Source organism: Shigella sp. FC1567, from assembly GCF_001743015.1.
In the GTDB taxonomy this organism is placed as follows: Bacteria; Pseudomonadota; Gammaproteobacteria; order Enterobacterales; family Enterobacteriaceae; genus Escherichia; species Escherichia coli.
In genome coordinates this window covers 1-23,405 of record NZ_MIIV01000497.1, presented here as the reverse complement: position 1 = coordinate 23,405, position 23,405 = coordinate 1, and the positions used below count along the sequence as shown (strand labels likewise).

At 54.4% G+C, this 23,405-nt stretch carries 16 protein-coding genes and 6 pseudogenes; 13 read left to right on the top strand and 9 right to left on the bottom strand.

Annotated elements, in window-relative coordinates; all coding sequences use genetic code 11:
- Nucleotides 1-234 (top strand): IS1 family transposase (locus BHE85_RS20745; RefSeq protein WP_216081088.1); only part of this gene is annotated, 234 nt, incomplete at its 5' end.
- A 17-nt stretch (nt 235-251) separates the two neighbouring features.
- Here the strand turns inward: BHE85_RS20745 and fsr are convergent.
- Nucleotides 252-994: pseudogene (fsr, locus tag BHE85_RS20740) on the bottom strand (fosmidomycin MFS transporter); the annotation flags it as partial.
- Between the two features lie 217 nt (nt 995-1,211).
- Between fsr and ushA the strand changes: the two are divergent.
- A complete protein-coding gene (gene ushA / locus BHE85_RS20735) occupies nt 1,212-2,864 on the top strand; it encodes a bifunctional UDP-sugar hydrolase/5'-nucleotidase (protein ID WP_000771763.1) in 1,653 nt (550 codons plus the stop codon).
- Nucleotides 2,865-2,900: 36 nt separating this feature from the next.
- Here ushA and ybaK read toward each other — a convergent pair whose 3' ends face one another.
- Together ybaK and BHE85_RS20725 are read right to left on the bottom strand one after the other, a co-directional pair.
- The gene (gene ybaK, locus BHE85_RS20730) at nt 2,901-3,380 is read right to left on the bottom strand and encodes a Cys-tRNA(Pro)/Cys-tRNA(Cys) deacylase YbaK (RefSeq protein ID WP_000186627.1); all 480 of its coding nucleotides are present in this window, start codon (nt 3,378-3,380) and stop codon (nt 2,901-2,903) included.
- Nucleotides 3,381-3,583: 203 nt separating this feature from the next.
- On the bottom strand, nt 3,584-4,378 hold the full coding sequence (locus BHE85_RS20725; RefSeq protein ID WP_000365186.1) for a TraB/GumN family protein: 795 nt from the start codon (nt 4,376-4,378) through the stop codon (nt 3,584-3,586).
- 137 nt (nt 4,379-4,515) lie between these two features.
- Between BHE85_RS20725 and BHE85_RS20715 the strand changes: the two genes are divergently transcribed.
- A complete protein-coding gene (locus BHE85_RS20715; RefSeq protein WP_001370330.1) occupies nt 4,516-4,857 on the top strand; it encodes a HigA family addiction module antitoxin in 342 nt (113 codons plus the stop codon).
- 214 nt (nt 4,858-5,071) lie between these two features.
- Here the strand turns inward: BHE85_RS20715 and copA are convergent.
- Nucleotides 5,072-7,577, bottom strand: a pseudogene (gene copA / locus BHE85_RS20710) (copper-exporting P-type ATPase CopA).
- 261 nt (nt 7,578-7,838) lie between these two features.
- Here copA and glsA point away from each other — a divergent pair.
- The 4 genes and pseudogenes from glsA to cueR all read left to right on the top strand — a co-directional run bounded on the left by glsA (nt 7,839) and on the right by cueR (nt 10,597).
- Nucleotides 7,839-8,771, top strand: a complete 933-nt coding sequence (gene glsA / locus BHE85_RS20705) for a glutaminase A (RefSeq protein ID WP_000883045.1) — start codon at nt 7,839-7,841, stop codon at nt 8,769-8,771.
- A gap of 2 nt (nt 8,772-8,773) precedes the next feature.
- Entirely contained in the window at nt 8,774-10,066 is a 1,293-nt protein-coding gene (locus tag BHE85_RS20700) for an APC family permease (RefSeq protein ID WP_000982153.1), read from the top strand.
- Nucleotides 10,067-10,096: 30 nt separating this feature from the next.
- A pseudogene (locus tag BHE85_RS27850) lies at nt 10,097-10,194 on the top strand (hypothetical protein); the annotation flags it as partial.
- Nucleotides 10,191-10,597, top strand: a pseudogene (gene cueR, locus BHE85_RS20695) (Cu(I)-responsive transcriptional regulator). The pseudogenes BHE85_RS27850 and cueR, both read left to right, overlap by 4 nt.
- Here cueR and BHE85_RS20690 read toward each other — a convergent pair.
- Together BHE85_RS20690 and BHE85_RS20685 are read right to left on the bottom strand one after the other, a co-directional pair.
- Nucleotides 10,598-11,056 (bottom strand): NfeD family protein, encoded by a 459-nt coding sequence (locus BHE85_RS20690; protein ID WP_000970323.1) that lies wholly within the window; start codon nt 11,054-11,056, stop codon nt 10,598-10,600.
- Nucleotides 11,053-11,970 carry an SPFH domain-containing protein gene (locus BHE85_RS20685; protein ID WP_000904502.1) on the bottom strand — a complete coding sequence of 306 codons (918 nt, stop codon included), beginning with the start codon at nt 11,968-11,970 and terminating at the stop codon, nt 11,053-11,055. Before BHE85_RS20685 ends, BHE85_RS20690 begins: the two co-directional genes overlap by 4 nt.
- A gap of 145 nt (nt 11,971-12,115) precedes the next feature.
- Here BHE85_RS20685 and fetA point away from each other — a divergent pair, with 145 nt between their 5' ends.
- Both fetA and fetB read left to right on the top strand, forming a co-directional pair.
- Complete coding sequence (fetA, locus tag BHE85_RS20680) at nt 12,116-12,793, top strand: iron efflux ABC transporter ATP-binding subunit FetA (RefSeq protein ID WP_001157540.1); 678 nt, start codon at nt 12,116-12,118, stop codon at nt 12,791-12,793.
- Nucleotides 12,780-13,559: an iron efflux ABC transporter permease subunit FetB gene (fetB, locus tag BHE85_RS20675; RefSeq protein ID WP_001297299.1), complete on the top strand. Its 780-nt coding sequence runs from the start codon at nt 12,780-12,782 to the stop codon at nt 13,557-13,559. Before fetA ends, fetB begins: the two co-directional genes overlap by 14 nt.
- A 62-nt stretch (nt 13,560-13,621) precedes the next feature.
- Here fetB and cnoX read toward each other — a convergent pair whose 3' ends face one another.
- The 3 genes from cnoX to tesA are packed head-to-tail and all read right to left on the bottom strand — an operon-like array spanning nt 13,622 to nt 15,959.
- Nucleotides 13,622-14,476: a chaperedoxin gene (gene cnoX, locus BHE85_RS20670; RefSeq protein ID WP_001295322.1), complete on the bottom strand. Its 855-nt coding sequence runs from the start codon at nt 14,474-14,476 to the stop codon at nt 13,622-13,624.
- A 60-nt stretch (nt 14,477-14,536) separates the two neighbouring features.
- Nucleotides 14,537-15,346, bottom strand: coding sequence for an NADP(+)-dependent aldehyde reductase (ybbO, locus tag BHE85_RS20665; protein ID WP_000148941.1), 810 nt, complete (start codon nt 15,344-15,346; stop codon nt 14,537-14,539).
- Nucleotides 15,336-15,959 carry a multifunctional acyl-CoA thioesterase I/protease I/lysophospholipase L1 gene (tesA, locus tag BHE85_RS20660; protein WP_001295836.1) on the bottom strand — a complete coding sequence of 208 codons (624 nt, stop codon included), beginning with the start codon at nt 15,957-15,959 and terminating at the stop codon, nt 15,336-15,338. Before tesA ends, ybbO begins: the two co-directional genes overlap by 11 nt.
- Here tesA and ybbA point away from each other — a divergent pair.
- From ybbA to BHE85_RS20635, 4 genes and pseudogenes are all read left to right on the top strand, one after another.
- Nucleotides 15,930-16,616: a putative ABC transporter ATP-binding protein YbbA gene (gene ybbA / locus BHE85_RS20655; RefSeq protein ID WP_001110573.1), complete on the top strand. Its 687-nt coding sequence runs from the start codon at nt 15,930-15,932 to the stop codon at nt 16,614-16,616. The two genes, tesA and ybbA, sit on opposite strands and share 30 nt — an antisense overlap.
- A pseudogene (ybbP, locus tag BHE85_RS20650) lies at nt 16,613-19,024 on the top strand (putative ABC transporter permease subunit YbbP). The gene ybbA and the pseudogene ybbP overlap by 4 nt, the downstream one beginning before the upstream one ends.
- Before the next feature lie 428 nt (nt 19,025-19,452).
- Nucleotides 19,453-23,212: pseudogene (locus tag BHE85_RS20640) on the top strand (RHS repeat-associated core domain-containing protein).
- Between the two features lie 28 nt (nt 23,213-23,240).
- The coding region (locus BHE85_RS20635; RefSeq protein WP_047664789.1) for an IS1 family transposase at nt 23,241-23,405 on the top strand (165 nt) is incomplete at its 3' end.

Below are 23,405 nucleotides of genomic sequence, written 5' to 3'. Positions count from 1 at the left end.
TCGGCCTTTGAGGTCGTGGTATGGATGACGGATGGCTGGCCGCTGTATGAATCACGCCTGAAGGGAAAGCTGCACGTTATCAGCAAGCGTTACACTCAGCGCATTGAGCGACATAATCTGAATCTGAGACAACATCTGGCAAGGCTGGGACGGAAGTCACTGTCGTTCTCAAAATCGGTGGAGCTGCATGACAAGGTCATCGGGCATTATCTGAACATAAAATACTATCAGTAAGTTGGAGTCATTACCTAGCTGCTGATGCTCGCCATATAGAAATATTTCGAGAAAATGAGGATTAACAGAATGCTGACTGCCAGTACCACTTTGTTGCGCGGCAGTGGATTGATTATCGTCGCTTTGGGTTTTCCTTTATTCATTCGGTGCTGTGCCGAGTACCAACGGCTAATTTGCGCCAACACCACGATCGCCAGCAGTGCCGCAAGCACAAACCAGCAACGTTGCCTTTGCCATAAGGCGCGATAATCACCGCCGTCAGCAAGGGTCCCAGGGAACTGCCAAAGTTGCCGCCGACCTGAAAGATAGATTGCGCCAGGCCATGCCGCCCGCCGGAAGCCATACGGGCTACGCGAGAAGATTCCGGATGAAAGACCGATGAACTGGTACCGACCAGCGCCGCCGCCAGCAGAACTGCGCCAACACTGCCCGCCAGCGCAAGCAGCACCAGACCACTTAAGGTAAAGCACATGCCAATTGGCAACGACCACGGCATCGGATATTTATCGGTCCAGTAGCCGACCACTGGTTGCAGTAGCGAAGAGGCGAGCTGGAAGGTGAGGGTTATCATGCCAATCTGCATAAATGTCAGAGAAAATTCTGACTGAAGCAGAGGATAAATCGCCAGAATCAGCGATTGGATCATGTCGTTCAGCAGATGTGAGAGGCTGATAGCACCTAAAATACCAAACGATGTTCGGGCCTTGGTCGTTGACGCAGCCGCGCCCGCCACAGGCTGGGTTTGTTCACTCATTGCCATAGGAAAGTCACTTTTTCAGGGTTGCGATGTAAAGAATGATCTTATTTGTGATTATTACCCGACTAACATACCTGTAAGCGTCGCCTGAAGGAAGTCTCAACGCCGAATACAGAATTTCTAATCTGGATGCAGATTTATCTTCACCGGACGCAGACTTGTCTATTATGTTGCGTCATACTATTTTTCAACACGTTGAAATCAGGTCAGGGAGAGAAGTATGAAATTATTGCAGCGGGGCGTGGCGTTAGCGCTGTTAACCACATTTACACTGGCGAGTGAAACTGCTCTGGCGTATGAGCAGGATAAAACCTACAAAATTACAGTTCTGCATACCAATGATCATCATGGGCATTTTTGGCGCAATGAATATGGCGAATATGGTCTGGCGGCGCAAAAAACGCTGGTGGATGGTATCCGCAAAGAGGTTGCGGCTGAAGGCGGTAGCGTGCTGCTACTTTCCGGTGGCGACATTAACACTGGCGTGCCCGAGTCTGACTTACAGGATGCCGAACCTGATTTTCGCGGTATGAATCTGGTGGGCTATGACGCGATGGCGATCGGTAATCATGAATTTGATAATCCGCTCACCGTATTACGCCAGCAGGAAAAGTGGGCCAAGTTCCCGTTGCTTTCCGCGAATATCTACCAGAAAAGTACCGGCGAGCGCCTGTTTAAACCATGGGCGCTGTTTAAGCGTCAGGATCTGAAAATTGCCGTCATTGGGCTGACAACCGATGACACAGCAAAAATTGGTAACCCGGAATACTTCACTGATGTCGAATTTCGTAAGCCCGCCGATGAAGCGAAGCTGGTGATTCAGGAGCTGCAACAGACAGAAAAGCCAGACATTATTATCGCGGCGACCCATATGGGGCATTACGATAATGGTGAGCACGGCTCTAACGCACCGGGCGATGTGGAGATGGCACGCGCGCTGCCTGCCGGATCGCTGGCGATGATCGTCGGTGGTCACTCGCAAGCTCCGGTCTGCATGGCGGCAGAAAACAAAAAACAGGTCGATTACGTGCCGGGTACGCCATGCAAACCAGATCAACAAAACGGCATCTGGATTGTGCAGGCGCATGAGTGGGGCAAATACGTGGGACGGGCTGATTTTGAGTTTCGTAATGGCGAAATGAAAATGGTTAACTACCAGCTGATTCCGGTGAACCTGAAGAAGAAAGTGACCTGGGAAGACGGGAAAAGCGAGCGCGTGCTTTACACTCCTGAAATCGCTGAAAACCAGCAAATGATCTCGCTGTTATCGCCGTTCCAGAACAAAGGCAAAGCGCAGTTGGAAGTGAAAATAGGCGAAACCAATGGTCGTCTGGAAGGCGATCGTGACAAAGTGCGTTTTGTACAGACCAATATGGGGCGGTTGATTCTGGCAGCCCAAATGGATCGCACTGGTGCCGACTTTGCGGTGATGAGTGGAGGAGGAATTCGTGATTCTATCGAAGCAGGCGATATCAGCTATAAAAACGTACTGAAAGTGCAGCCATTCGGCAATGTGGTGGTGTATGCCGACATGACCGGTAAAGAGGTGATTGATTACCTGACCGCCGTCGCACAAATGAAGCCAGATTCAGGTGCCTACCCGCAATTTGCCAACGTTAGCTTTGTGACGAAAGACGGCAAACTCAACGACCTGAAAATCAAAGGCGAACCGGTCGATCCGGCGAAAACTTACCGTATGGCGACATTAAACTTCAATGCCACCGGCGGTGATGGCTATCCGCGCCTTGATAACAAACCGGGCTATGTGAATACCGGCTTTATTGATGCCGAAGTGCTGAAAGCGTATATCCAGAAAAGCTCGCCGCTGGATGTGAGTGTTTATGAACCGAAAGGTGAGGTGAGCTGGCAGTAATCCGAAAGTGCCGGATATTTGCATCCGGCACAATGCTTAATCGCGGCGGGCGATATCAGCAAATTTGGCATCGAGGATCTTCGCCAGATCGCCTGCCGCCAGTTCGATATCCAGTCCGCGCTTGCCGCCAGAAACATAAATAGTGGCAAATTCTTGTGCGGGGGCGTCGATAATCGTCGGCAGACGTTTTTTCTGCCCCAGTGGGCTAATCCCCCCAACCAGGTATCCCGTCGAACGCTGCGCGGCCATCGGATCGGCCATCTCAACTTTCTTGGCACCCAGCGCTTTTGCTACTTTTTTAAGATCCAGTTGACCTGCGACCGGCGTAACGGCCACTGCCAGATGTTTCATATCACCGTTCACTGCCACCAGTAGCGTTTTGTAGACTTGATCCGGATTCAAACCTAATTTTTTGACGACTTCATCGCCAAAATTGGTTTCAGCCGGATCGTGCTCGTAGGTATGGATTTGAAACGAAATCTTGTTTTTTTCGAGTAATTTAACTGCGGGTGTCATGGTAATTTTCCTGCCTTAAACAAAAAAACGAAGCAAGCATACGCCTGATGGCGGTCCAAAAAAAAGAGTCATCTTGCCTAAGAGTATTGGCAGGATGGTGAGATTGAGCGACAATCGAGTTACACCGTCGCTTAAAGTGACGGCATAATAATAAAAAAATGAAATTCCTCTTTGACGGGCCAATAGCGATATTGGCCATTTTTTTAGCGCAACATTTGCGGCAAATTCCCTTCTCCATACAGGTGTAGTGCACCGACCGCGACCACATATCGCCCCGGCGGCATGGCGCGTAATTTATCCCGCCAGGCGAGATTTCGCTGATGCATCAGCACATCGTACAGCGACTGACTGAACGTATTGGGCAGCGTTATATCATTATTTTGCGGAGGTGCATTCAGCCACCAGCTCATCATTTGTTGCAGCAACCGTGCGTTGGTATGCCAGTGGGTCAGCGTATCGTCCAGCAGCGCCAGTCCTTTGTCAGGGAGCTGGAGCAACATGGTAATCTGGTTTTCAGCCCCTTCCAGTTCAATCACGGGTTTATGTTGTTGCTTCGCCGCCTGCAATAACTGGTAATCGATACCGTATTCTGCCCGCAGCCCCAGTTTTTGTGCCTGCGTCGCCTGAAGAACCATCGCGATTTGCCACAGCGGTTGAGTAGAAAAGAGCGACGGAGAAATGCCCATCTCCTGGCTAATGTGCTGCAGATTTTGGAGTTGCTCCTCGTTAATGCGCTCTTCCAGCGCCTCGCAAGTAGGCAAATTAGCAAAAGGCGTATCGCTGGTGGAAACATCCGCCTCGACGATCAGCGCATCGGCGTTTTTGAGCTTTTTGAGCAAACGGGTGGGCAGGGGAGTCATATCGTGGCTACCCATATGAATACTGCCAATCAGATGAAAATGGCGATTGCCGGGAAGGGTGATATCGATGGCAGGCCAGGTGTAATGATTACCGCGCAGCGCGGCCCAAAGCGTTTTTACCCGGTACAACAGATCCATACGACCTCCCTTTGTGAAATATCATGCTAGCGCGCGGTGAGGGATGGCGCAAATGGAGTTGGGGACTTGTTTAATGTGTTTGTATGATTCAGTATGTTCTTGCATCGCTATTCACAGGGAAGCAACAGTTAAAAACCATGAAACAGGCAACAAGAAAACCGACGACACCCGGAGATATTCTTCTCTATGAATATCTGGAACCGCTCGATTTGAAAATCAATGAGTTAGCAGAGTTGCTGCATGTTCATCGTAATAGCGTCAGTACACTGATCAATAATAATCGTAAACTCACCACTGAGATGGCATTCCGTCTGGCGAAAGTTTTTGATACCACAGTCGATTTTTGGCTAAACCTCCAGGCGGCAGTTGATCTTTGGGAAGTTGAAAACAACATGCGCACCCAGGAAGAATTGGGACGGATTGAAACAGTGGCTGAATATTTGGCACGCCGTGAAGAGCGTGCAAAAAAGGTCGCGTAAGGCCAAAACATCGCTTCATCTCGTAGGCCGGATAAGGCGTTCACGCCGCATCCGGCATCCGAGCACCATTGCCTGATGCGACGCTTACCCGTCTTATCAGGCCTACAAACCTGTGCCTGAACCGTAGGCCGGATAAGGCGTTTACGCCGCATCCGGCAGTCATGCGTCGATGCCAAATGCGCCGCCCTAAAGCAGCGCATCCGCAATGACGTACTTATTCCTTCGGTTTAAACCGCAGCAACCGGTTGGCGTTACTCACTACGGTAATCGACGAGAGCGCCATTGCCGCTCCGGCAACTACCGGGTTAAGCAGTGTTCCAGTAAACGGCCACAAAATACCAGCGGCGACCGGAATACCAATGCTGTTGTAGATAAACGCACCGAGCAGGTTCTGCTTCATATTGCGCAGCGTTGCGCGGGAAATCGCGAGCGCATCTGCAACACCCATCAGGCTATGGCGCATCAGGGTAATCGCCGCGGTTTCAATGGCAACATCACTGCCGCCACCCATCGCAATACCGACATCCGCCTGAGCCAGCGCTGGCGCGTCGTTAATGCCGTCGCCCACCATTGCCACCTGACGTCCTTCACTTTGCAGACGTTTGATCGCTTCGGCTTTACCGTCTGGCAGCACCCCGGCGATTACCTCATCAATCCCTGCTTCTTTGGCGATCGCATTGGCGGTGGTTGGGTTATCCCCGGTCAACATCACCAGACGATATCCCGCTTTATGCAGGCGTTGCAGCGCCGCCACGCTATCACTACGCAACGGATCGCGTACAGCCAGCAGGGCTACTACTTTCCCGTCAATCGCCAGCAGCACAGGCGTTGCTCCTTGCGATGCCTGAGCTGAAATATCGGCTTCAATCGCTTTAGTATCGACTTGCTGGTCATTTAACAGCGCCGGATTACCCAGCAATAACGCATGACCTTCAGCTTCACCGCTTACGCCCAGCCCGCGCAATGTGCGGAAACCGTTGACCTGCGGCAGCTGCATATCGCCTGCTTTATCGAGGATCGCTCGTGCCAGCGGATGGCTGGAACCTTGCTCCAGCGCCGCCGCCAGACGCAATGCTTGCGCTTCATCAACATCAGCAAATGTTTTTACTGCGACAACCTGCGGCTTCCCTTCGGTCAGCGTCCCGGTTTTATCGAACACGACGGTATCGAGTGTACTGGCGCGTTGCAGCGCGTCGGCGTCCCGCACCAGCACGCCAAACTCAGCCGCCCGCCCGACGCCGGAAATAATCGACATTGGCGTCGCCAGCCCCAGCGCACACGGACAGGCAATAATCAGCACCGTGGTGGCTATCACCAGGGTATAGACAATCTGCGGTGCCGGACCAAAGAAATACCAGATTGCTGCACTGATCAGCGCAATCACCACTACTACCGGCACAAATACGGCTGAGATTTTATCCGCCAGCTGACCGATTTCTGGCTTGCTGCTCTGGGCCTGGCGCACCATGCGAATAATCCTTGACAGCGTGGTATGGCTGCCAACCGCACTGGCGCGAAATAGCACGCTACCGTCCTGTACCACTGTCCCGGCATGGACGCTTTCGCCTTCGCCTTTTTGCTGCGGGATTGGTTCGCCCGTCAGCATCGCTTCATCCAGCCATGCTTCGCCCTGGGTAATCTCGCCATCTACCGGCACGCGATCGCCGGTCGTCAGGCGCAGTAACATCCCTGGCTGAACTTCCGCCAGCGGCACGCTTTTTTTCACCCTCTGCGGTGACCACTCGCGCCGTCGGTGGGGTTAAATCGAGTAATTTCTCCAGCGCCTTAGAAGAACGCTGACGCGCGCGCGCTTCCAGCATATGGCCGAGATTAATCAGACCGATAATCATCGCACTGGCTTCATAGTAAAGATGCCGCGCTTCCATCGGGAACCACTGCGGCCACAGGTTGACGCTCATCGAATAGAGCCACGCCACACCCGTACCCAGCGCCACCAGCGTATCCATCGTCGCCGCACCGTTCAGCAGGCTTTTCCACGCGCTGCGGTAAAAATGCCCGCCGGCGAAAACCATTACCGCCAGGGTTATCAGGCCGATAACTAACCACAGGCTGCGGTTGTCAGCGGTGACCATCATGTTATCGCCGATCATCCCCCAGACCATTACCGGAATACCCACCGCCAGTGCGACAATCGCCTGCCAGCGGAAGCGCTTCATCGTAGCGACGGCGGTTTCCTGCTGGCGCTCGCGGCGTTTCGCGTCATCTTCAATCGCTTCCGCGCCGTAGCCCGCTTTTTCCACCGCCTGCACTAAATCTTGTGGGGAGGCACTGCCCATCACCAGCGCAGTACGCTCCGCCAGGTTTACCCGTGCCTGAGTGACGCCCGGTACGCTTTGCAGCGCATTTTGTACGCGGGTGACACAGCTGGCGCAGCTCATGCCGCTCAGCAGCAACTGCTGGCTGTCATCGTCATCGGCGGTCGCTGCCGGAAGCGCCTCAGAAACCGCTGTCAGTGCTTCCGACGGGATTGATGACTCCGCCAGCGGTTTAGCCTTTGGGTGGCTTACAGATGCGTCATAACCCGCTTGTTTGATGGTTTCGATCAGCTGTTCTGCACTGGCAGTCCCGGTAACGTGCGCTTCAGTGATAGACACATCCGCTTGTTCCACATCCGGGCGCTGTTCGAGACTTTCTTTCACGCGTTTAACGCAGTGACCGCAGGACAGGCCGTCCAGGGTCAGGTCGATAGTTTGTGACATAAAACACTCCTTTAAGACAGTTTTGACTGGCTGTGATAAAGGTTAAACCTTCCAGCAAGGGGAAGGTCAAGAAATTAATAAACCAGGCGGGTAAAAGTCCGTAAAGATTAAAAAATCGGCTCGATTTGCATCAGGATTAGACATTTATTTCTTTGTTTTCCTGTAGTTAAGTTGCTGGTGCTAAGTTAAATCAGGATGCCTGAAAATCGGCACCGGGGTGAGGAATTACCTCCCGCATCTATAAAAAGGAGTTAACAAAAGATGTTAGATGCAAACAAATTACAGCAGGCAGTGGATCAGGCTTACACCCAATTTCACTCACTTAACGGCGGACAAAATGCCGATTACATTCCCTTTCTGGCGAATGTACCAGGTCAACTGGCGGTAGTGGCTATCGTGACCTGCGATGGCAACGTCTATAGTGCGGGTGACAGTGATTACCGCTTTGCACTGGAATCCATCTCGAAAGTCTGTACGTTAGCCCTTGCGTTAGAAGATGTCGGCCCGCAGGCGGTACAGGACAAAATTGGCGCTGACCCGACCGGATTGCCCTTTAACTCAGTTATCGCCTTAGAGTTGCATGGCGGCAAACCGCTTTCGCCACTGGTAAATGCTGGCGCTATTGCCACCACCAGCCTGATTAACGCTGAAAATATTGAACAACGCTGGCAGCGAATTTTACATATCCAACAGCAACTGGCTGGTGAGCAGGTAGCGCTCTCTGACGAAGTCAACCAGTCGGAACAAACAACCAACTTCCATAACCGGGCCATAGCCTGGCTGCTGTACTCCGCCGGATATCTCTATTGTGATGCAATGGAAGCCTGTGACGTGTACACCCGTCAGTGCTCCACGCTCATCAATACTGTTGAACTGGCAACGCTTGGCGCGACGCTGGCGGCGGGTGGTCTGAATCCGCTGACGCATAAACGCGTTCTTCAGGCCGACAACGTGCCGTACATTCTGGCCGAAATGATGATGGAAGGGCTGTATGGTCGCTCCGGTGACTGGGCGTATCGCGTTGGTTTACCGGGCAAAAGCGGTGTAGGTGGCGGTATTCTGGCGGTCGTCCCTGGCGTGATGGGAATTGCCGCGTTCTCACCACCGCTGGACGAAGAAGGTAACAGTGTTCGCGGTCAAAAAATGGTGGCATCGGTCGCTAAGCAACTCGGCTATAACGTGTTTAAGGGCTGATCATGATGAACACGGAAGGTAATAACGGTAACAAACCCCTCGGTCTATGGAATGTCGTTTCCATCGGTATTGGGGCAATGGTGGGGGCGGGGATCTTCGCGCTGCTGGGGCAGGCTGCGTTGCTAATGGAAGCCTCGACCTGGGTCGCCTTTGCTTTTGGCGGTATTGTGGCGATGTTTTCCGGTTATGCCTATGCGCGTCTGGGGGCGAGCTATCCCAGCAATGGCGGCATTATCGACTTCTTTCGTCGCGGATTAGGCAACGGCGTCTTTTCGCTGGCGCTCTCGTTACTGTACCTGTTGACGCTGGCGGTGAGCATCGCCATGGTCGCCCATGCTTTTGGCGCTTATGCCGTGCAGTTTTTGCATGAAGGCAGCCAGGAGGAGCACCTTATTTTGCTCTACGCGTTGGGGAGCATTGCGGTGATGACGCTTTTCAACTCCTTAAGCAACCATGCGGTAGGGCGGCTGGAAGTGATCCTCGTCGGCATTAAAATGATGATCCTGTTATTGCTGATTATTGCCGGTGTCTGGTCGCTGCAACCAGCGCATATTTCCGTCTCTGCGCCCCCCAGCTCCGGTGCGTTCTTCTCCTGTATTGGGATAACTTTCCTTGCCTATGCGGGCTTTGGCATGATGGCGAACGCGGCGGATAAAGTGAAAGATCCGCAGGTCATTATGCCACGGGCGTTTCTGGTGGCGATTGGCGTTACCACGTTGCTTTATATCTCGCTGGCACTGGTTTTGCTTAGCGATGTATCGGCATTAGAGTTAGAAAAATATGCCGATACCGCCGTAGCGCAGGCTGCTTCTCCGCTGCTCGGACATGTGGGTTATGTGATCGTCGTCATCGGCGCTTTACTGGCGACGGCTTCAGCCATTAACGCGAACCTGTTCGCCGTGTTTAACATCATGGACAACATGGGCAGCGAACGCGAACTGCCGAAGCTAATGAATAAATCCCTGTGGCGGCAGAGTACCTGGGGCAACATCATTGTCGTGGTGTTGATTATGCTGATGACGGCGGCACTGAATTTAGGCTCACTCGCCAGCGTTGCCAGCGCCACCTTTTTGATTTGCTACCTGGCGGTGTTTGTGGTGGCGATCCGCCTGCGTCATGATATTCACGCCTCGTTGCCGATTCTTATCGTTGGTACGTTGGTGATGTTGTTGGTGATCGTTGGCTTTATCTACAGTCTGTGGTCCCAGGGTAGCCGTGCGTTGATATGGATTATTGGCTCACTCTTACTCAGCCTTATTGTGGCAATGGTCATGAAGCGCAATAAAACCGTATAACATCTCTCTGTGCGCAGTACTTCCTGTATTATTGTGGTGGCGGTCGATATTCGCACTGGCAAAAAAACGTGCTTGAATATCTGTTGAAACCCTTTAACAAAGCACAGGAGGCGTTGCGCGAACGATGAACATCAGCGATGTAGCAAAAATTACCGGCCTGACTAGCAAAGCCATTCGCTTCTATGAAGAGAAGGGGCTGGTGACGCCGCCGATGCGCAGCGAAAACGGTTATCGCACCTACACGCAGCAGCATCTCAACGAACTGACCTTACTGCGCCAGGCACGGCAGGTGGGCTTTAACCTGGAAGAGAGCGGCGAGCTGGTGAATCTGTTTAACGACCCGCAGCGGCACAGCGCCGACGTCAAACGGCGCTCGCTGGAGAAGGTGGCGGAGATCGAACGACACATTGAGGAGCTGCAATCCATGCGCGACCAGCTGCTGGCACTGGCGAATGCCTGCCCTGGCGATGACAGCGCCGACTGCCGATTATCGAAAATCTCTCCGGCTGCTGTCATCATCGGGCAGGGTGATTAAGACGAGACGGCTCGGATATGTAGGGTTATCCCTTCTATCGCAATGACTTCAACATGCGTACCTGCACCGAGATCCTCGCTGGCGCTGACAGGCCATGAACTGTCACCGACGCGCATATGACCGCGCCCGTTGACCAGCGGAGATTCCAGCACAAAACGTCGGCCAATCAGCTGCTGCCCGCGCTGGTTTAAATGACTATCGCTGTGCTTTTGTTCGCGCACCCGCCGCGACAACCATTTCCACCACAGCCAGGCGGCGAGCAGCGTCAGGATGGCAAACATTACCCCTTGCCACTCCCAACCCAGCGGCACCAGCCAGACCACCAGGCCGGTAATCACCGCTGCCACGCCGCTCCACAACAAATAACCATTTCCGCCCAGCATCTCGGCTGCCAGCAGCAAACCGCCGAGACTGAGCCAGAAAATATGTGGATGAACGACCATTAACTCCATCATGGCTGAGTCCGTTTGTTGGCGCTGTCTTTCACCAGTTCGGCAATCCCGGCAATCGACCCCATCAGGCTGCTGGCCTCTAATGGCATCATCACTACTTTGCTGTTACTGGAGGAACCGATCTGCTGTAACGCTTCGGTGTATTTCTGCGCTACGAAGTAGTTCACCGCCTGAATATCACCGGAGGCGATAGCTTCAGACACCATTTTGGTGGCGCGGGCTTCTGCTTCGGCGGAACGTTCACGCGCTTCAGCCTGTAAAAACGCCGACTGACGTTCGCCTTCCGCTTTCAGGATTTGCGACTGTTTTTCACCTTCGGCTTTGAGGATTTCCGCCTGACGGATCCCTTCCGCTTCAAGAATGTAAGCGCGTTTGGTACGTTCCGCTTTCATCTGCGCGTTCATTGAAGAGATAAGCTCTGCCGGTGGGCGCACGTCGCGAATTTCAATACGGGTGACTTTAATCCCCCACGGGTTGGTGGCTTCATCGACAATACGCAGCAGGCGTGAGTTGATGCTGTCGCGCTGAGAGAGCATTTCGTCAAGTTCCATTGAACCCAACACGGTACGGATGTTAGTCATGGTCAGGTTGATGATCGCCAGCTCCAGATTGCTGACTTCATAGGCAGCGCGTGGCGCGTCAATCACCTGAATAAAACAGACTGCGTCGATGGTAACGTTGGCGTTATCTTTCGAGATAACTTCCTGGGAAGGGATATCGAGCACTTGCTCCATCATATTGATCTTGCGACCAATGCGATCCATAAACGGCACCACCAGACTGAGCCCCGGCTGTAACGTTTTGGTATAGCGACCAAAACGTTCTACCGTCCATTGATAGCCCTGCGGCACGATTTTGACGCCCGCGCCGACAATGACCAGCGCGACAAAAATGAGAATCGGGATAAAGATAAGCATCGGAAAAACCTCCTGTTGTACCGTCCATAATCAGCAAAATTGCTGCTTGATTAAACAAATTATACCTGATTACTGAAAGAGAGTTCCCCCTTATTCCTGCGAAGGATAAACTGTTTTTAGTAAAAATCAGAAAAAGGGAACAGCGATGCAGGAAAATAGTCCTTTGCTTCAGCTACAAAACGTAGGATATCTGGCGGGTGATGCGAAGATTCTTAATAACATCAATTTTTCGCTGCGTGCTGGCGAATTTAAGTTAATTACCGGTCCTTCTGGTTGTGGCAAAAGTACGCTGCTAAAAATAGTTGCTTCATTGATCAGCCCAACCAGCGGAACGTTACTGTTTGAAGGTGAGGATGTCAGCACACTAAAGCCAGAAATCTACCGCCAACAAGTCTCTTACTGCGCCCAGACACCGACGCTGTTTGGCGATACGGTATACGATAATCTGATCTTTCCCTGGCAGATCCGTAACCGGCAGCCTGACCCAGCCATTTTTCTCGATTTTCTCGAACGCTTCGCCTTGCCGGACAGCATTTTGACGAAAAATATCGCCGAGCTATCTGGTGGTGAAAAACAACGCATCTCACTGATTCGTAACCTGCAATTTATGCCGAAGGTTTTATTGCTGGATGAAATCACCAGTGCGCTGGATGAAAGTAATAAACATAACGTTAATGAGATGATCCATCGTTATGTGCGCGAGCAAAATATTGCCGTGCTGTGGGTGACACACGATAAAGACGAAATTAATCATGCGGATAAAGTGATTACACTGCAACCGCATGCCGGAGAAATGCAGGAAGCACGCTATGAACTCGCATAATATTACTAACGAATCATTGGCACTGGCATTAATGCTGGTGGTGGTGGCAATCTTAATTAGCCATAAAGAAAAACTGGCGCTGGAGAAAGATATTTTCTGGAGCGTCGGGCGCGCGATAATTCAGCTGATTATTGTCGGCTATGTGCTGAAGTATATTTTCAGCGTGGATGATGCCAGCCTGACATTATTGATGGTGTTATTTATCTGCTTTAATGCGGCGTGGAACGCGCAAAAACGCAGTAAATATATTGCTAAAGCTTTTATCTCATCGTTTATTGCCATTACGGTTGGGGCGGGAATTACCCTGGCGGTGCTGATTCTCTCAGGGTCGATTGAATTTATCCCGATGCAGGTGATCCCTATCGCCGGGATGATTGCCGGTAACGCCATGGTAGCGGTGGGGTTGTGTTACAACAATTTAGGGCAACGGGTCATTAGCGAACAGCAACAGATTCAGGAGAAACTGAGTCTTGGCGCGACGCCGAAGCAGGCTTCAGCGATATTGATTCGCGACAGTATTCGCGCGGCTTTAATTCCGACGGTCGATTCAGCAAAAACGGTTGGCTTAGTGAGTTTACCAGGAATGATGTCCGGGCTGATATTTGCCGGGATTGATCCGGTGAAGGCGATTAAATATCAGATTATGGTGACCTTTATGCTGCTCTCAACCGCCAGCTTGTCGACCATTATTGCCTGCTATTTAACCTATCGTAAGTTTTATAATTCGCGCCACCAGTTGGTGGTGACGCAATTGAAGAAGAAATGATGCGATGCCGGATGCGCAGCATCGCATCCGGCGTTGTGGTTCATGTGCCGAACAACGGAATATCAATACAACAATGCATACAGCTGGCGGCGATACTTCGACGCCAGTGCATCACCCGTACCCAGCGCAGCGAGGATCTCCTGGAACGTTTTACGCGTCTGACCGTCTGCGGCGGTGAGATCTTTACGCAGATGCCCGAACAGCAACTCCAGCGCCTCTTCATTGCGCCCAACCTGATGCAGTTGCAGCGCCAGTTGCGTCGCCAGTGCGGCATCTTCTGGATTCTCCGCCACCTGCTGTTGCAACTGTTGAATTTCCGGCGTATCAGCCGCCTGCTTCAGCAGTTCGATTTGCGCCACCAGCCCCTGGTAGCGGGTGTCCTGATCCTGCAACGGAATGGTTTTCAGCACCGCTTCCGCATCTTCAGAACGGTTCAGCGCAATCAGCGTTTCTGCCAGCAGCAGGCCGATCTCCCCGTTCTGATTCGACAACTGCCAGGCGTCTTTCAGCAATGGCAGGGCATCGGTGTAATTGCCTTCCTGCATCAGTTGCATCGCCTGCTGCGCTTTCAGCTCTTCTTCGCGCGGCAGCACTTTATCCAGCAGGGCGCGGATCGCCTCTTCCGGTTGCGGCCCCTGGAAGCCATCTACCGGTTGCCCGTTCTGGAACAGATACACGGTCGGAATCGCGCGCAGACCAAACTGGGCGGCAATCATCTGCTCCGCGTCGCAGTCCAGCTTCGCCAGAATAAATTGCCCGTTGTACTGCGCCGCGAGGCTTTCCAGGATCGGGGTTAACTGCAAACAGTGCTGGCTACGTTCAGACCAAAAATAGAACAGCACCGGAGTGGTCATCGACTGTTCAAGAACCTGTTGCAGGTTAGATTCGTTAATGTTGACAATATTTTCTACGGACATGGAGTCGCTCTCTGTTGTCGATATTTTCTTTGACATGGGGGCTTAAGCGCGCGCTTCAACTCACCCCTGCAATATTTTGTCCATCACGCGCCCAGGCAGCAGGCGCTTGAGCACCATTACTGCCCAGGTCACCAGCGTTACCGGATAGCGCATCTTCGGCTTCTCGCTAATAAAAGCATGGCGCACTTTGTCGACCACCGCTTCCGGTCCCAACGTAAAGCGGGCGGCGATGCCGGGATTTTCGACTGGTTTATCACTTTGCGTCTGGTTGACGTTGTCGGTGAAGCGAGTACGAATGGGACCGGGTTCGATCAGGCTGACTTTAATTCCGCTGTGGCGTAGCTCCATGCGCAGCGCGTCTGACCACGCCTCCAGCGCATATTTACTGGCCGCGTAAGCGCCACGACCCGGCGTGGAGATTAATCCCATCACCGATGATGTCATCACAATACGCCCTTCACCGTGCGGTAACATCGCGGGTAACAGGCGCATGGTGAGCTGGTGTGCGCCGAAAAAGTTGGCGGAAAACTGCTGTTCCATCTGCGCACGGCTGATGGTGGAAAGGGGGCCATACATGCCGAATCCGGCATTGTTAAAGATCCCATACAGACAATTATCGGTCAGGGCGATCACCTCGTCTGCTGCGCGATCAACACTTTCTGGTGAATCCAGATCGATCAACACGCCGGTAAATCCCATGTTGTTCATACGCTCAACATCATCCGGTTTTCGGCAACCTGCCAGCACATGAAAACCCTGGCGTTTTAATTCGAGCGCGCTTTCCAGGCCAATTCCACTGGAACATCCGGTAATTAAGACCGATTTTTGCATAACTTTACCTGTCAGGATCTCCGTTGCTTTATGAGTCATGATTTACTAAAGGCTGCAACTGCTTCGCCATCCAGTCGGCAATAAACGGCTGGGCGTCGCGGTTGGGATGAATACCGTCATCCTGCATCCATTGTGGCTTGAGGTAGACCTCTTCCATAAAAAAGGGCAGCAGCGGAACATCAAACTCTTTGGCGAGTTTGGGGTAAATGGCGCTAAAGGCTTCATTATAACGGCGACCATAGTTTGCAGGCAGACGTATTTGCATTAACAATGGTTCAGCGTTGGCGGCTTTGACATCCTGCAAAATCTGGCGCAGCGTTTGCTCGGTTTGCTGTGGCTGAAAACCACGCAAACCGTCATTGCCGCCCAGTTCAACCAGCACCCAGCGCGGCTGATGCTGTTTCAGCAGAGCCGGAAGGCGCGCCAGTCCTTGTTGCGAGGTGTCGCCGCTGATGCTGGCATTAACTACCGACGTTTTACTCTGCCACTTATCATTCAACAAGGCAGGCCAGGCCGCGCTGGCAGACATTCGATACCCGGCGCTCAGGCTATCACCCAGAATCAATAACGTGTCCGCTGCGGCGGCACGGAAGGTTAACAGGACCAGGAACAGGAAGGGCAAATGCCAGCGGAAAACATTGTTGAAGTTCATCATCTTAAGAAGTCCGTCGGTCAGGGGGAGCATGAACTCTCCATCCTCACCGGAGTTGAGCTGGTTGTCAAACGTGGCGAGACCATCGCACTGGTGGGCGAGTCGGGATCGGGTAAGTCAACCTTGCTGGCGATCCTCGCCGGGCTTGATGACGGCAGCAGTGGCGAAGTGAGTCTGGTGGGACAACCGCTACATAATATGGACGAAGAAGCGCGGGCAAAGTTGCGCGCGAAGCACGTCGGCTTTGTTTTTCAGTCATTTATGTTAATTCCTACCCTTAACGCGCTGGAAAACGTCGAGCTTCCGGCTCTGCTGCGCGGTGAGAGTAGCGCGGAAAGTCGTAACGGGGCGAAAGCGTTGCTCGAACAGTTAGGGCTGGGTAAACGTCTGGATCATCTTCCGGCACAGCTTTCCGGCGGTGAACAGCAACGAGTGGCGCTGGCACGAGCCTTTAATGGTCGACCTGATGTGCTGTTTGCCGACGAACCCACCGGCAACCTTGACCGCCAGACGGGCGATAAAATTGCCGACCTGCTGTTTTCCCTCAACCGTGAACATGGCACCACGTTGATTATGGTGACCCACGACCTGCAACTGGCGGCACGCTGCGACCGCTGCTTACGGCTGGTGAACGGGCAGTTGCAGGAGGAAGCATGATTGCACGTTGGTTCTGGCGCGAATGGCGTTCGCCGTCGCTATTAATTGTCTGGCTGGCGCTAAGCCTGGCGGTGGCCTGCGTGCTGGCGCTGGGCAATATCAGCGATCGCATGGAGAAGGGCTTAAGCCAGCAAAGCCGTGAGTTTATGGCGGGCGATCGGGCGTTGCGCAGTTCACGCGAAGTGCCGCAAGCGTGGCTGGAGGAAGCGCAAAAGCGCGGCCTGAAAGTCGGCAAGCAGCTGACTTTCGCCACAATGACCTTTGCAGGCGACACACCGCAGCTGGCGAACGTCAAAGCGGTGGATGATATCTACCCGATGTATGGCGATCTGCAAACTAATCCCCCTGGCCTGAAACCGCAGGCGGGCAGCGTATTGCTGGCCCCACGCCTGATGGCACTGCTTAACCTGAAAACGGGCGACACCATTGACGTGGGCGATGCCACCTTGCGGATTGCCGGAGAAGTGATTCAGGAACCGGATTCCGGTTTTAACCCCTTCCAGATGGCTCCGCGTCTGATGATGAATCTGGCGGATGTCGATAAAACCGGAGCCGTGCAGCCGGGGAGTCGGGTCACCTGGCGTTATAAATTCGGCGGCAACGAGAACCAGCTCGACGGCTATGAGAAATGGTTGTTACCTCAGCTTAAACCCGAACAACGCTGGTACGGTCTGGAACAGGACGAAGGCGCGCTGGGGCGATCGATGGAACGCTCGCAACAGTTCCTGCTGCTTTCGGCGCTTCTGACCTTGCTGCTGGCAGTGGCAGCGGTGGCGGTAGCGATGAATCATTACTGTCGCAGTCGCTACGATCTGGTGGCGATCCTCAAAACGCTGGGGGCAGGGCGAGCGCAACTGCGTAAGCTAATCGTCGGTCAGTGGTTGATGGTGCTGACGCTTTCAGCCGTTACCGGTGGGGCCATAGGCCTGTTGTTCGAAAACGTGTTGATGGTGCTGCTCAAGCCCGTTCTGCCTGCTGCACTACCGCCAGCCAGCCTCTGGCCGTGGCTGTGGGCGCTTGGCACCATGACGGTCATCTCGCTGCTGGTGGGGCTACGACCATACCGCTTGTTGCTGGCAACGCAGCCTTTACGCGTATTACGTAATGATGTGGTAGCGAACGTCTGGCCGCTGAAGTTTTATCTGCCGATTGTCAGTATGGTGGTTGTGCTGCTGCTCGCCGGATTAATGGGTGGCAGCATGCTGCTTTGGGCGGTGCTGGCGGGCGCGGTAGTACTGGCTTTGCTGTGCGGTGTGCTGGGCTGGATGCAGCTGAATGTACTTTGCCGCATGACGCTGAAATCGCTACCTCTGCGCCTGGCGGTTAGCCGCCTGTTACGTCAGCCGTGGTCAACGTTAAGCCAGCTTTCGGCATTTTCGCTCTCCTTTATGCTGCTGGCGCTGTTGCTGGTATTGCGTTGCGATCTGCTCGACCGCTGGCAGCAGCTACCGCCAGAAAGCCCGAACTACTTTTTAATTAACATCGCCACAGAACAGGTAGCACCGCTAAAAGCGTTCCTCGCGGAACATCATATAGTCCCGGAATCATTTTATCCGGTAGTGCGGGCGCGGCTGACGGCGATTAACGATAAGCCGACAGAAGGTAATGAAGATGAGGCGCTTAATCGCGAACTCAATCTTACCTGGCAAAATACGCGGCCCGATCATAATCCGATTGTCGCCGGTAACTGGCCGCCAAAAGCCGATGAAGTGTCGATGGAAGAGGGGCTGGCGAAACGCTTAAACGTTGCCCTCGGTGGTACCGTGACTTTTATGGGCGATACCCAGGAGTTCCGCGCTAAAGTGACCAGCCTGCGCAAAGTGGACTGGGAAAGTCTGCGGCCTAATTTCTATTTTATTTTCCCGGAAGGGGCATTAGACGGGCAACCGCAGAGCTGGCTTACCAGTTTCCGCTGGGAGAATGGCAACGGCATGTTGACGCAACTCAACCGCCAGTTCCCGACCATTAGCCTGTTAGATATTGGCGCGATTTTAAAACAGGTCGGTTAGGTGCTGGAGCAGGTAAGTCGGGCGCTGGAGGTGATGGTGGTGCTGGTCACCGCCTGCGGTATGTTGCTGTTGCTGGCACAGGTGCAGGTGGGAATGCGCCAGCGTCATCAGGAGCTGGTGGTATGGCGCACACTCGGTGCGGGGAAAAAACTGCTGCGCACGACATTGTGGTGTGAGTTCGCCATGCTTGGGTTTGTTTCCGGCCTGGTGGCCGCAATTGGTGCGGAAACGGCACTGGCAGTGTTGCAGGCGAACGTGTTTGATTTCCCGTGGGAGCCAGACTGGCGATTGTGGATTGTTCTGCCGTGCAGCGGTGCGCTGCTGCTGTCGCTTTTCGGCGGCTGGCTGGGGGCGCGACTGGTTAAGGGTAAGGCGCTGTTCAGGCAGTTTGCGGGGTGATGAGAGTAAATAAGGGGCGTTCTGGTTGAATGGAACGCCTTGTTTAAATTAATTCTACAATATGTTTCATTGATGATGTTATTGAATTGGTGATTTCCTATCTTTCTATTGCTGATATTAATCTGAATTGGTGGAGTTTAATAATTTTAAATATAGCCCTACAAAAATAACTCAGACTAATAAAATCATAAATCATATGCGTTGAATGGATATTATCCATATAGTGAATTTGTTGATGATGAATTCATCTGTGCTAAAAATTTTAGTTTAATAAAATATTGAAAGTGACCTGTAATAACAGTTATTGTTGATTGAGAACAAATAAGTTTATGTGAAAAATATATAAATACATTAGCTGGTCATGTGTGTCATTTTATTTTTTTGTTGCTAACACAGGGATATGAACAATAACTAAAAGGGCACTTTATATGAGCGGAAAACCAGCGGCGCGTCAGGGAGATATGACTCAGTATGGCGGTCCCATTGTCCAGGGTTCGGCAGGTGTAAGAATTGGCGCGCCAACTGGCGTGGCGTGCTCGGTGTGTCCGGGCGGGATGACCTCGGGCAACCCGGTGAACCCGCTGCTCGGTGCAAAAGTACAGCCCGGCGAGACGGACCTTGCGCTGCCCGACCCGCTGCCGTTCATTCTCTCCCGCACCTACAGCAGCTACCGGACGAAGACGCCTGCGCCAGTGGGAACTTTTTGGCCCCGGCTGGAAAGCGCCTTCTGATATCCGCTTACAGATACGCGATGATGCACTGGTACTCAACGACAACGGCGGGCGGAGCATTCACTTTGAGCCGCTGCTGCCGGGGAAGGCTGTGTACAGCCGCAGTGAGTCAATGTGGCTGGTGCGTGGCGGTAAGGCAGCGCAGCCGGACGGCCACACGCTGGCACGACTGTGGGCGTCGCTGCCGCCGGATATCCGGTTAAGCCCGCATCTTTACCTGGCGACCAACAGCGCACAGGGGCCGTGGTGGATACTGGGGTGATCTGAGCGGGTGCCGGGTGCTGAGGACGTACTGCCAGCGCCGCTGCCGCCGTACCGGGTGCTTACCGGGATGGCGGACCGCTTCGGGCGGACGCTGACGTACCGGCGTGAGGCCGCAGGCGACCTGGCCGGGGAAATCACCGGCGTGACGGACGGTGCCGGGCGGGAGTTCCGTCTGGTGCTGACCACACAGGCGCAGCAGGCGGAAGAGGCCCGGCAGCAGGCGGTCGTCGCCGGAGCAAAACGACCGGACATTCCTGATTCACTGCCGGAGAGCACAGAGTACGGCCCCGACAGGGGTATCCGCCTTTCGGCGGTGTGGCTGATGCACGACCCGGCATACCCGGAGAGCCTGCCCGGTGCGCCACTGGCGCGGTACACGTATACGGAAGCCGGTGAACTGCTGGCGGTATATGACCGCAGCAATACGCAGGTGCGCGCTTTCACGTATGACGCGCAGCACCCGGGCCGGATGGTGGCGCACCGTTACGCGGGAAGGCCGGAGATGCGCTACCGCTACGACGATACGGGGCGGGTGGTGGAGCAACTGAACCCGGCAGGGTTAAGCTACCGCTATCTTTATGAGCAGGACCGCATCACCGTCACCGACAGCCTGAACCGGCGTGAGGTGCTGCATACAGAAGGCGGGGCCGGGCTGAAACGGGTGGTGAAAAAAGAACTGGCGGACGGCAGCGTCACGCGCAGCGGGTATGACGCGGCAGGAAGGCTCACGGCGCAGACGGACGCGGCGGGACGGCGGACAGAGTACGGTCTGAATGTGGTGTCCGGCGATATCACGGACATCACCACACCGGACGGGCGGGAGACGAAATTTTACTATAACGACGGGAACCAGCTGACGGCGGTGGTGTACCCGGACGGGCTGGAGAGCAGCCGGGAATATGATGAACCGGGCAGGCTGGTATCGGAGACATCGCGCAGCGGGGAGACAGTACGCTACCGCTACGATGACGCGCACAGTGAGTTACCGGCGACGACAACGGATGCGACGGGCAGCACCCGGCAGATGACGGCGGTTCACCGCGAGGAAGGTATCAGCCTTTACCGCCACTATGACAACCGTGGCCGGTTAACCTCGGTGAAAGACGCACAGGGCCGTGAAACGCAGTATGAGTACAACGCCGCAGGCGACCTGACTGCCGTTATCACCCCGGACGGCAACCGGAGCGAGACACAGTACGATGCGTGGGGAAAGGCGGTCAGCACCACGCAGGGCGGGCTGACGCGCAGTATGGAGTACGATGCTGCCGGACGTGTCATCAGTCTGACTAACGAGAACGGCAGTCACAGCGACTTCAGCTACGATGCGCTGGACCGGCTGGTACAGCAGGGCGGCTTTGACGGGCGGACGCAACGTTATCATTATGACCTGACCGGAAAACTCACGCAGAGTGAGGATGAGGGGCTTGTCACCCTCTGGCACTACGATGCGTCGGACCGCATCACGCACCGGACGGTGAACGGCGACCCGGCAGAGCAGTGGCAGTATGACGGCCACGGCTGGCTGAGAGAAATCAGCCACCTGAGCGAAGGCCACCGTGTCGCTGTCCACTACGGCTACGACGATAAGGGCCGCCTGACGGGCGAACGGCAGACGGTGGAGAACCCGGAGACGGGGGAACTGCTGTGGCAGCATGAGACGAAACACGCCTACAACGAACAGGGGCTGGCAAACCGCGTCACGCCGGACAGCCTGCCGCCGGTGGAGTGGCTGACCTACGGCAGCGGTTACCTGGCGGGCATGAAGCTGGGCGGGACGCCGCTGGTCGAGTATACGCGGGACAGGCTGCACCGTGAGACGGTGCGCAGCTTCGGCAGCATGGCAGGCAGTAATGCCGCATATGAACTGACCAGCACATACACCCCCGCAGGCCAGTTACAGAGCCAGCACCTGAACAGCCTGGTGTATGACCGTGACTACGGGTGGAATGACAACGGCGACCTGGTGCGCATCAGCGGTCCGCGACAGACGCGGGAATACGGCTACAGCGCCACGGGCAGGCTGGAGAGCGTGCGCACCCTCGCACCGGACCTGGACATCCGCATCCCGTATGCGACCGACCCGGCGGGAAACCGGCTGCCGGACCCGGAGCTACACCCGGACAGCACGCTCACGGCGTGGCCGGATAACCGCATCGCAGAGGATGCGCACTATGTTTACCACTATGATGAATACGGCAGACTGACGGAGAAGACGGACCGCATCCCGGCGGGTGTGATACGGACGGACGACGAGCGGACCCACCACTACCACTACGACAGCCAGCACCGCCTGGTGTTCCACACGCGGATACAGCATGGCGAGCCACTGGTCGAGAGCCGCTACCTCTACGACCCGCTGAGCCGCCGGACGGGGAAACGGGTGTGGCGTCGCGAGCGTGACCTGACGGGGTGGATGTCGCTGTCGCGTAAACCGGAGGTGACGTGGTACGGATGGGACGGCGACCGGCTGACGACGGTACAGACCGACACCACGCGTATCCAGACGGTATACCAGCCGGGGAGCTTCGCGCCGCTCATCCGCATCGAAACAGACAACGGTGAACGGGAGAAAGCGCAGTGCCGCAGCCTGGCGGAGAAGTTACAGCAGGAAGGGAGCGAAGACGGTCACGGTGTGGTGTTCCCGGCTGAACTGGTGGGGCTGCTGGACAGGCTGGAGGGGGAAATCCGGGCAAACTGCGTGAGCAGTGAAAGCCGCCAGTGGCTTGCGCAGTGCGGGCTGACGGTGGAGCGGCTGGCGGCACAGATAGAGCCGGTTTATTTGCCTGAGCGAAAAATACATCTTTATCACTGTGACCACCGGGGCCTGCCGCTGGCGCTTATCAGTGAAGACGGCAATACGGCGTGGAGCGCGGAATATGATGAATGGGGCAACCAGCTTAATGAGGAGAACCCGCATCACCTGCACCAGCCGTACCGGCTGCCGGGGCAGCAGTATGATAAGGAGTCGGGGCTGTACTACAACCGGAACCGGTACTACGATCCGTTGCAGGGGCGGTATATCACTCAGGACCCGATAGGGCTGGAGGGGGGATGGAGTCTGTATGCGTATCCGCTGAATCCGGTGAATGGTATTGATCCATTAGGGTTAAGTCCCGCAGATGTAGCGCTAATAAGAAGAAAAGATCAACTAAACCATCAAAGAGCAGGTAATGCTGCCAACTTACTGATTTAGTGTATGATGGTGATTTTAAGGTGCTTGCGTGGCTTCCATTTCCATCAGATGTCCTTCCTGCTCCGCTACTGAAGGCGTGGTGCGTAACGGCAAAAGCACTGCCGGACATCAGCGCTATCTCTGCTCTCATTGCCGTAAAACATGGCAACTACAGTTCACTTACACCGCCTCTCAGCCCGGTACGCACCAGAAA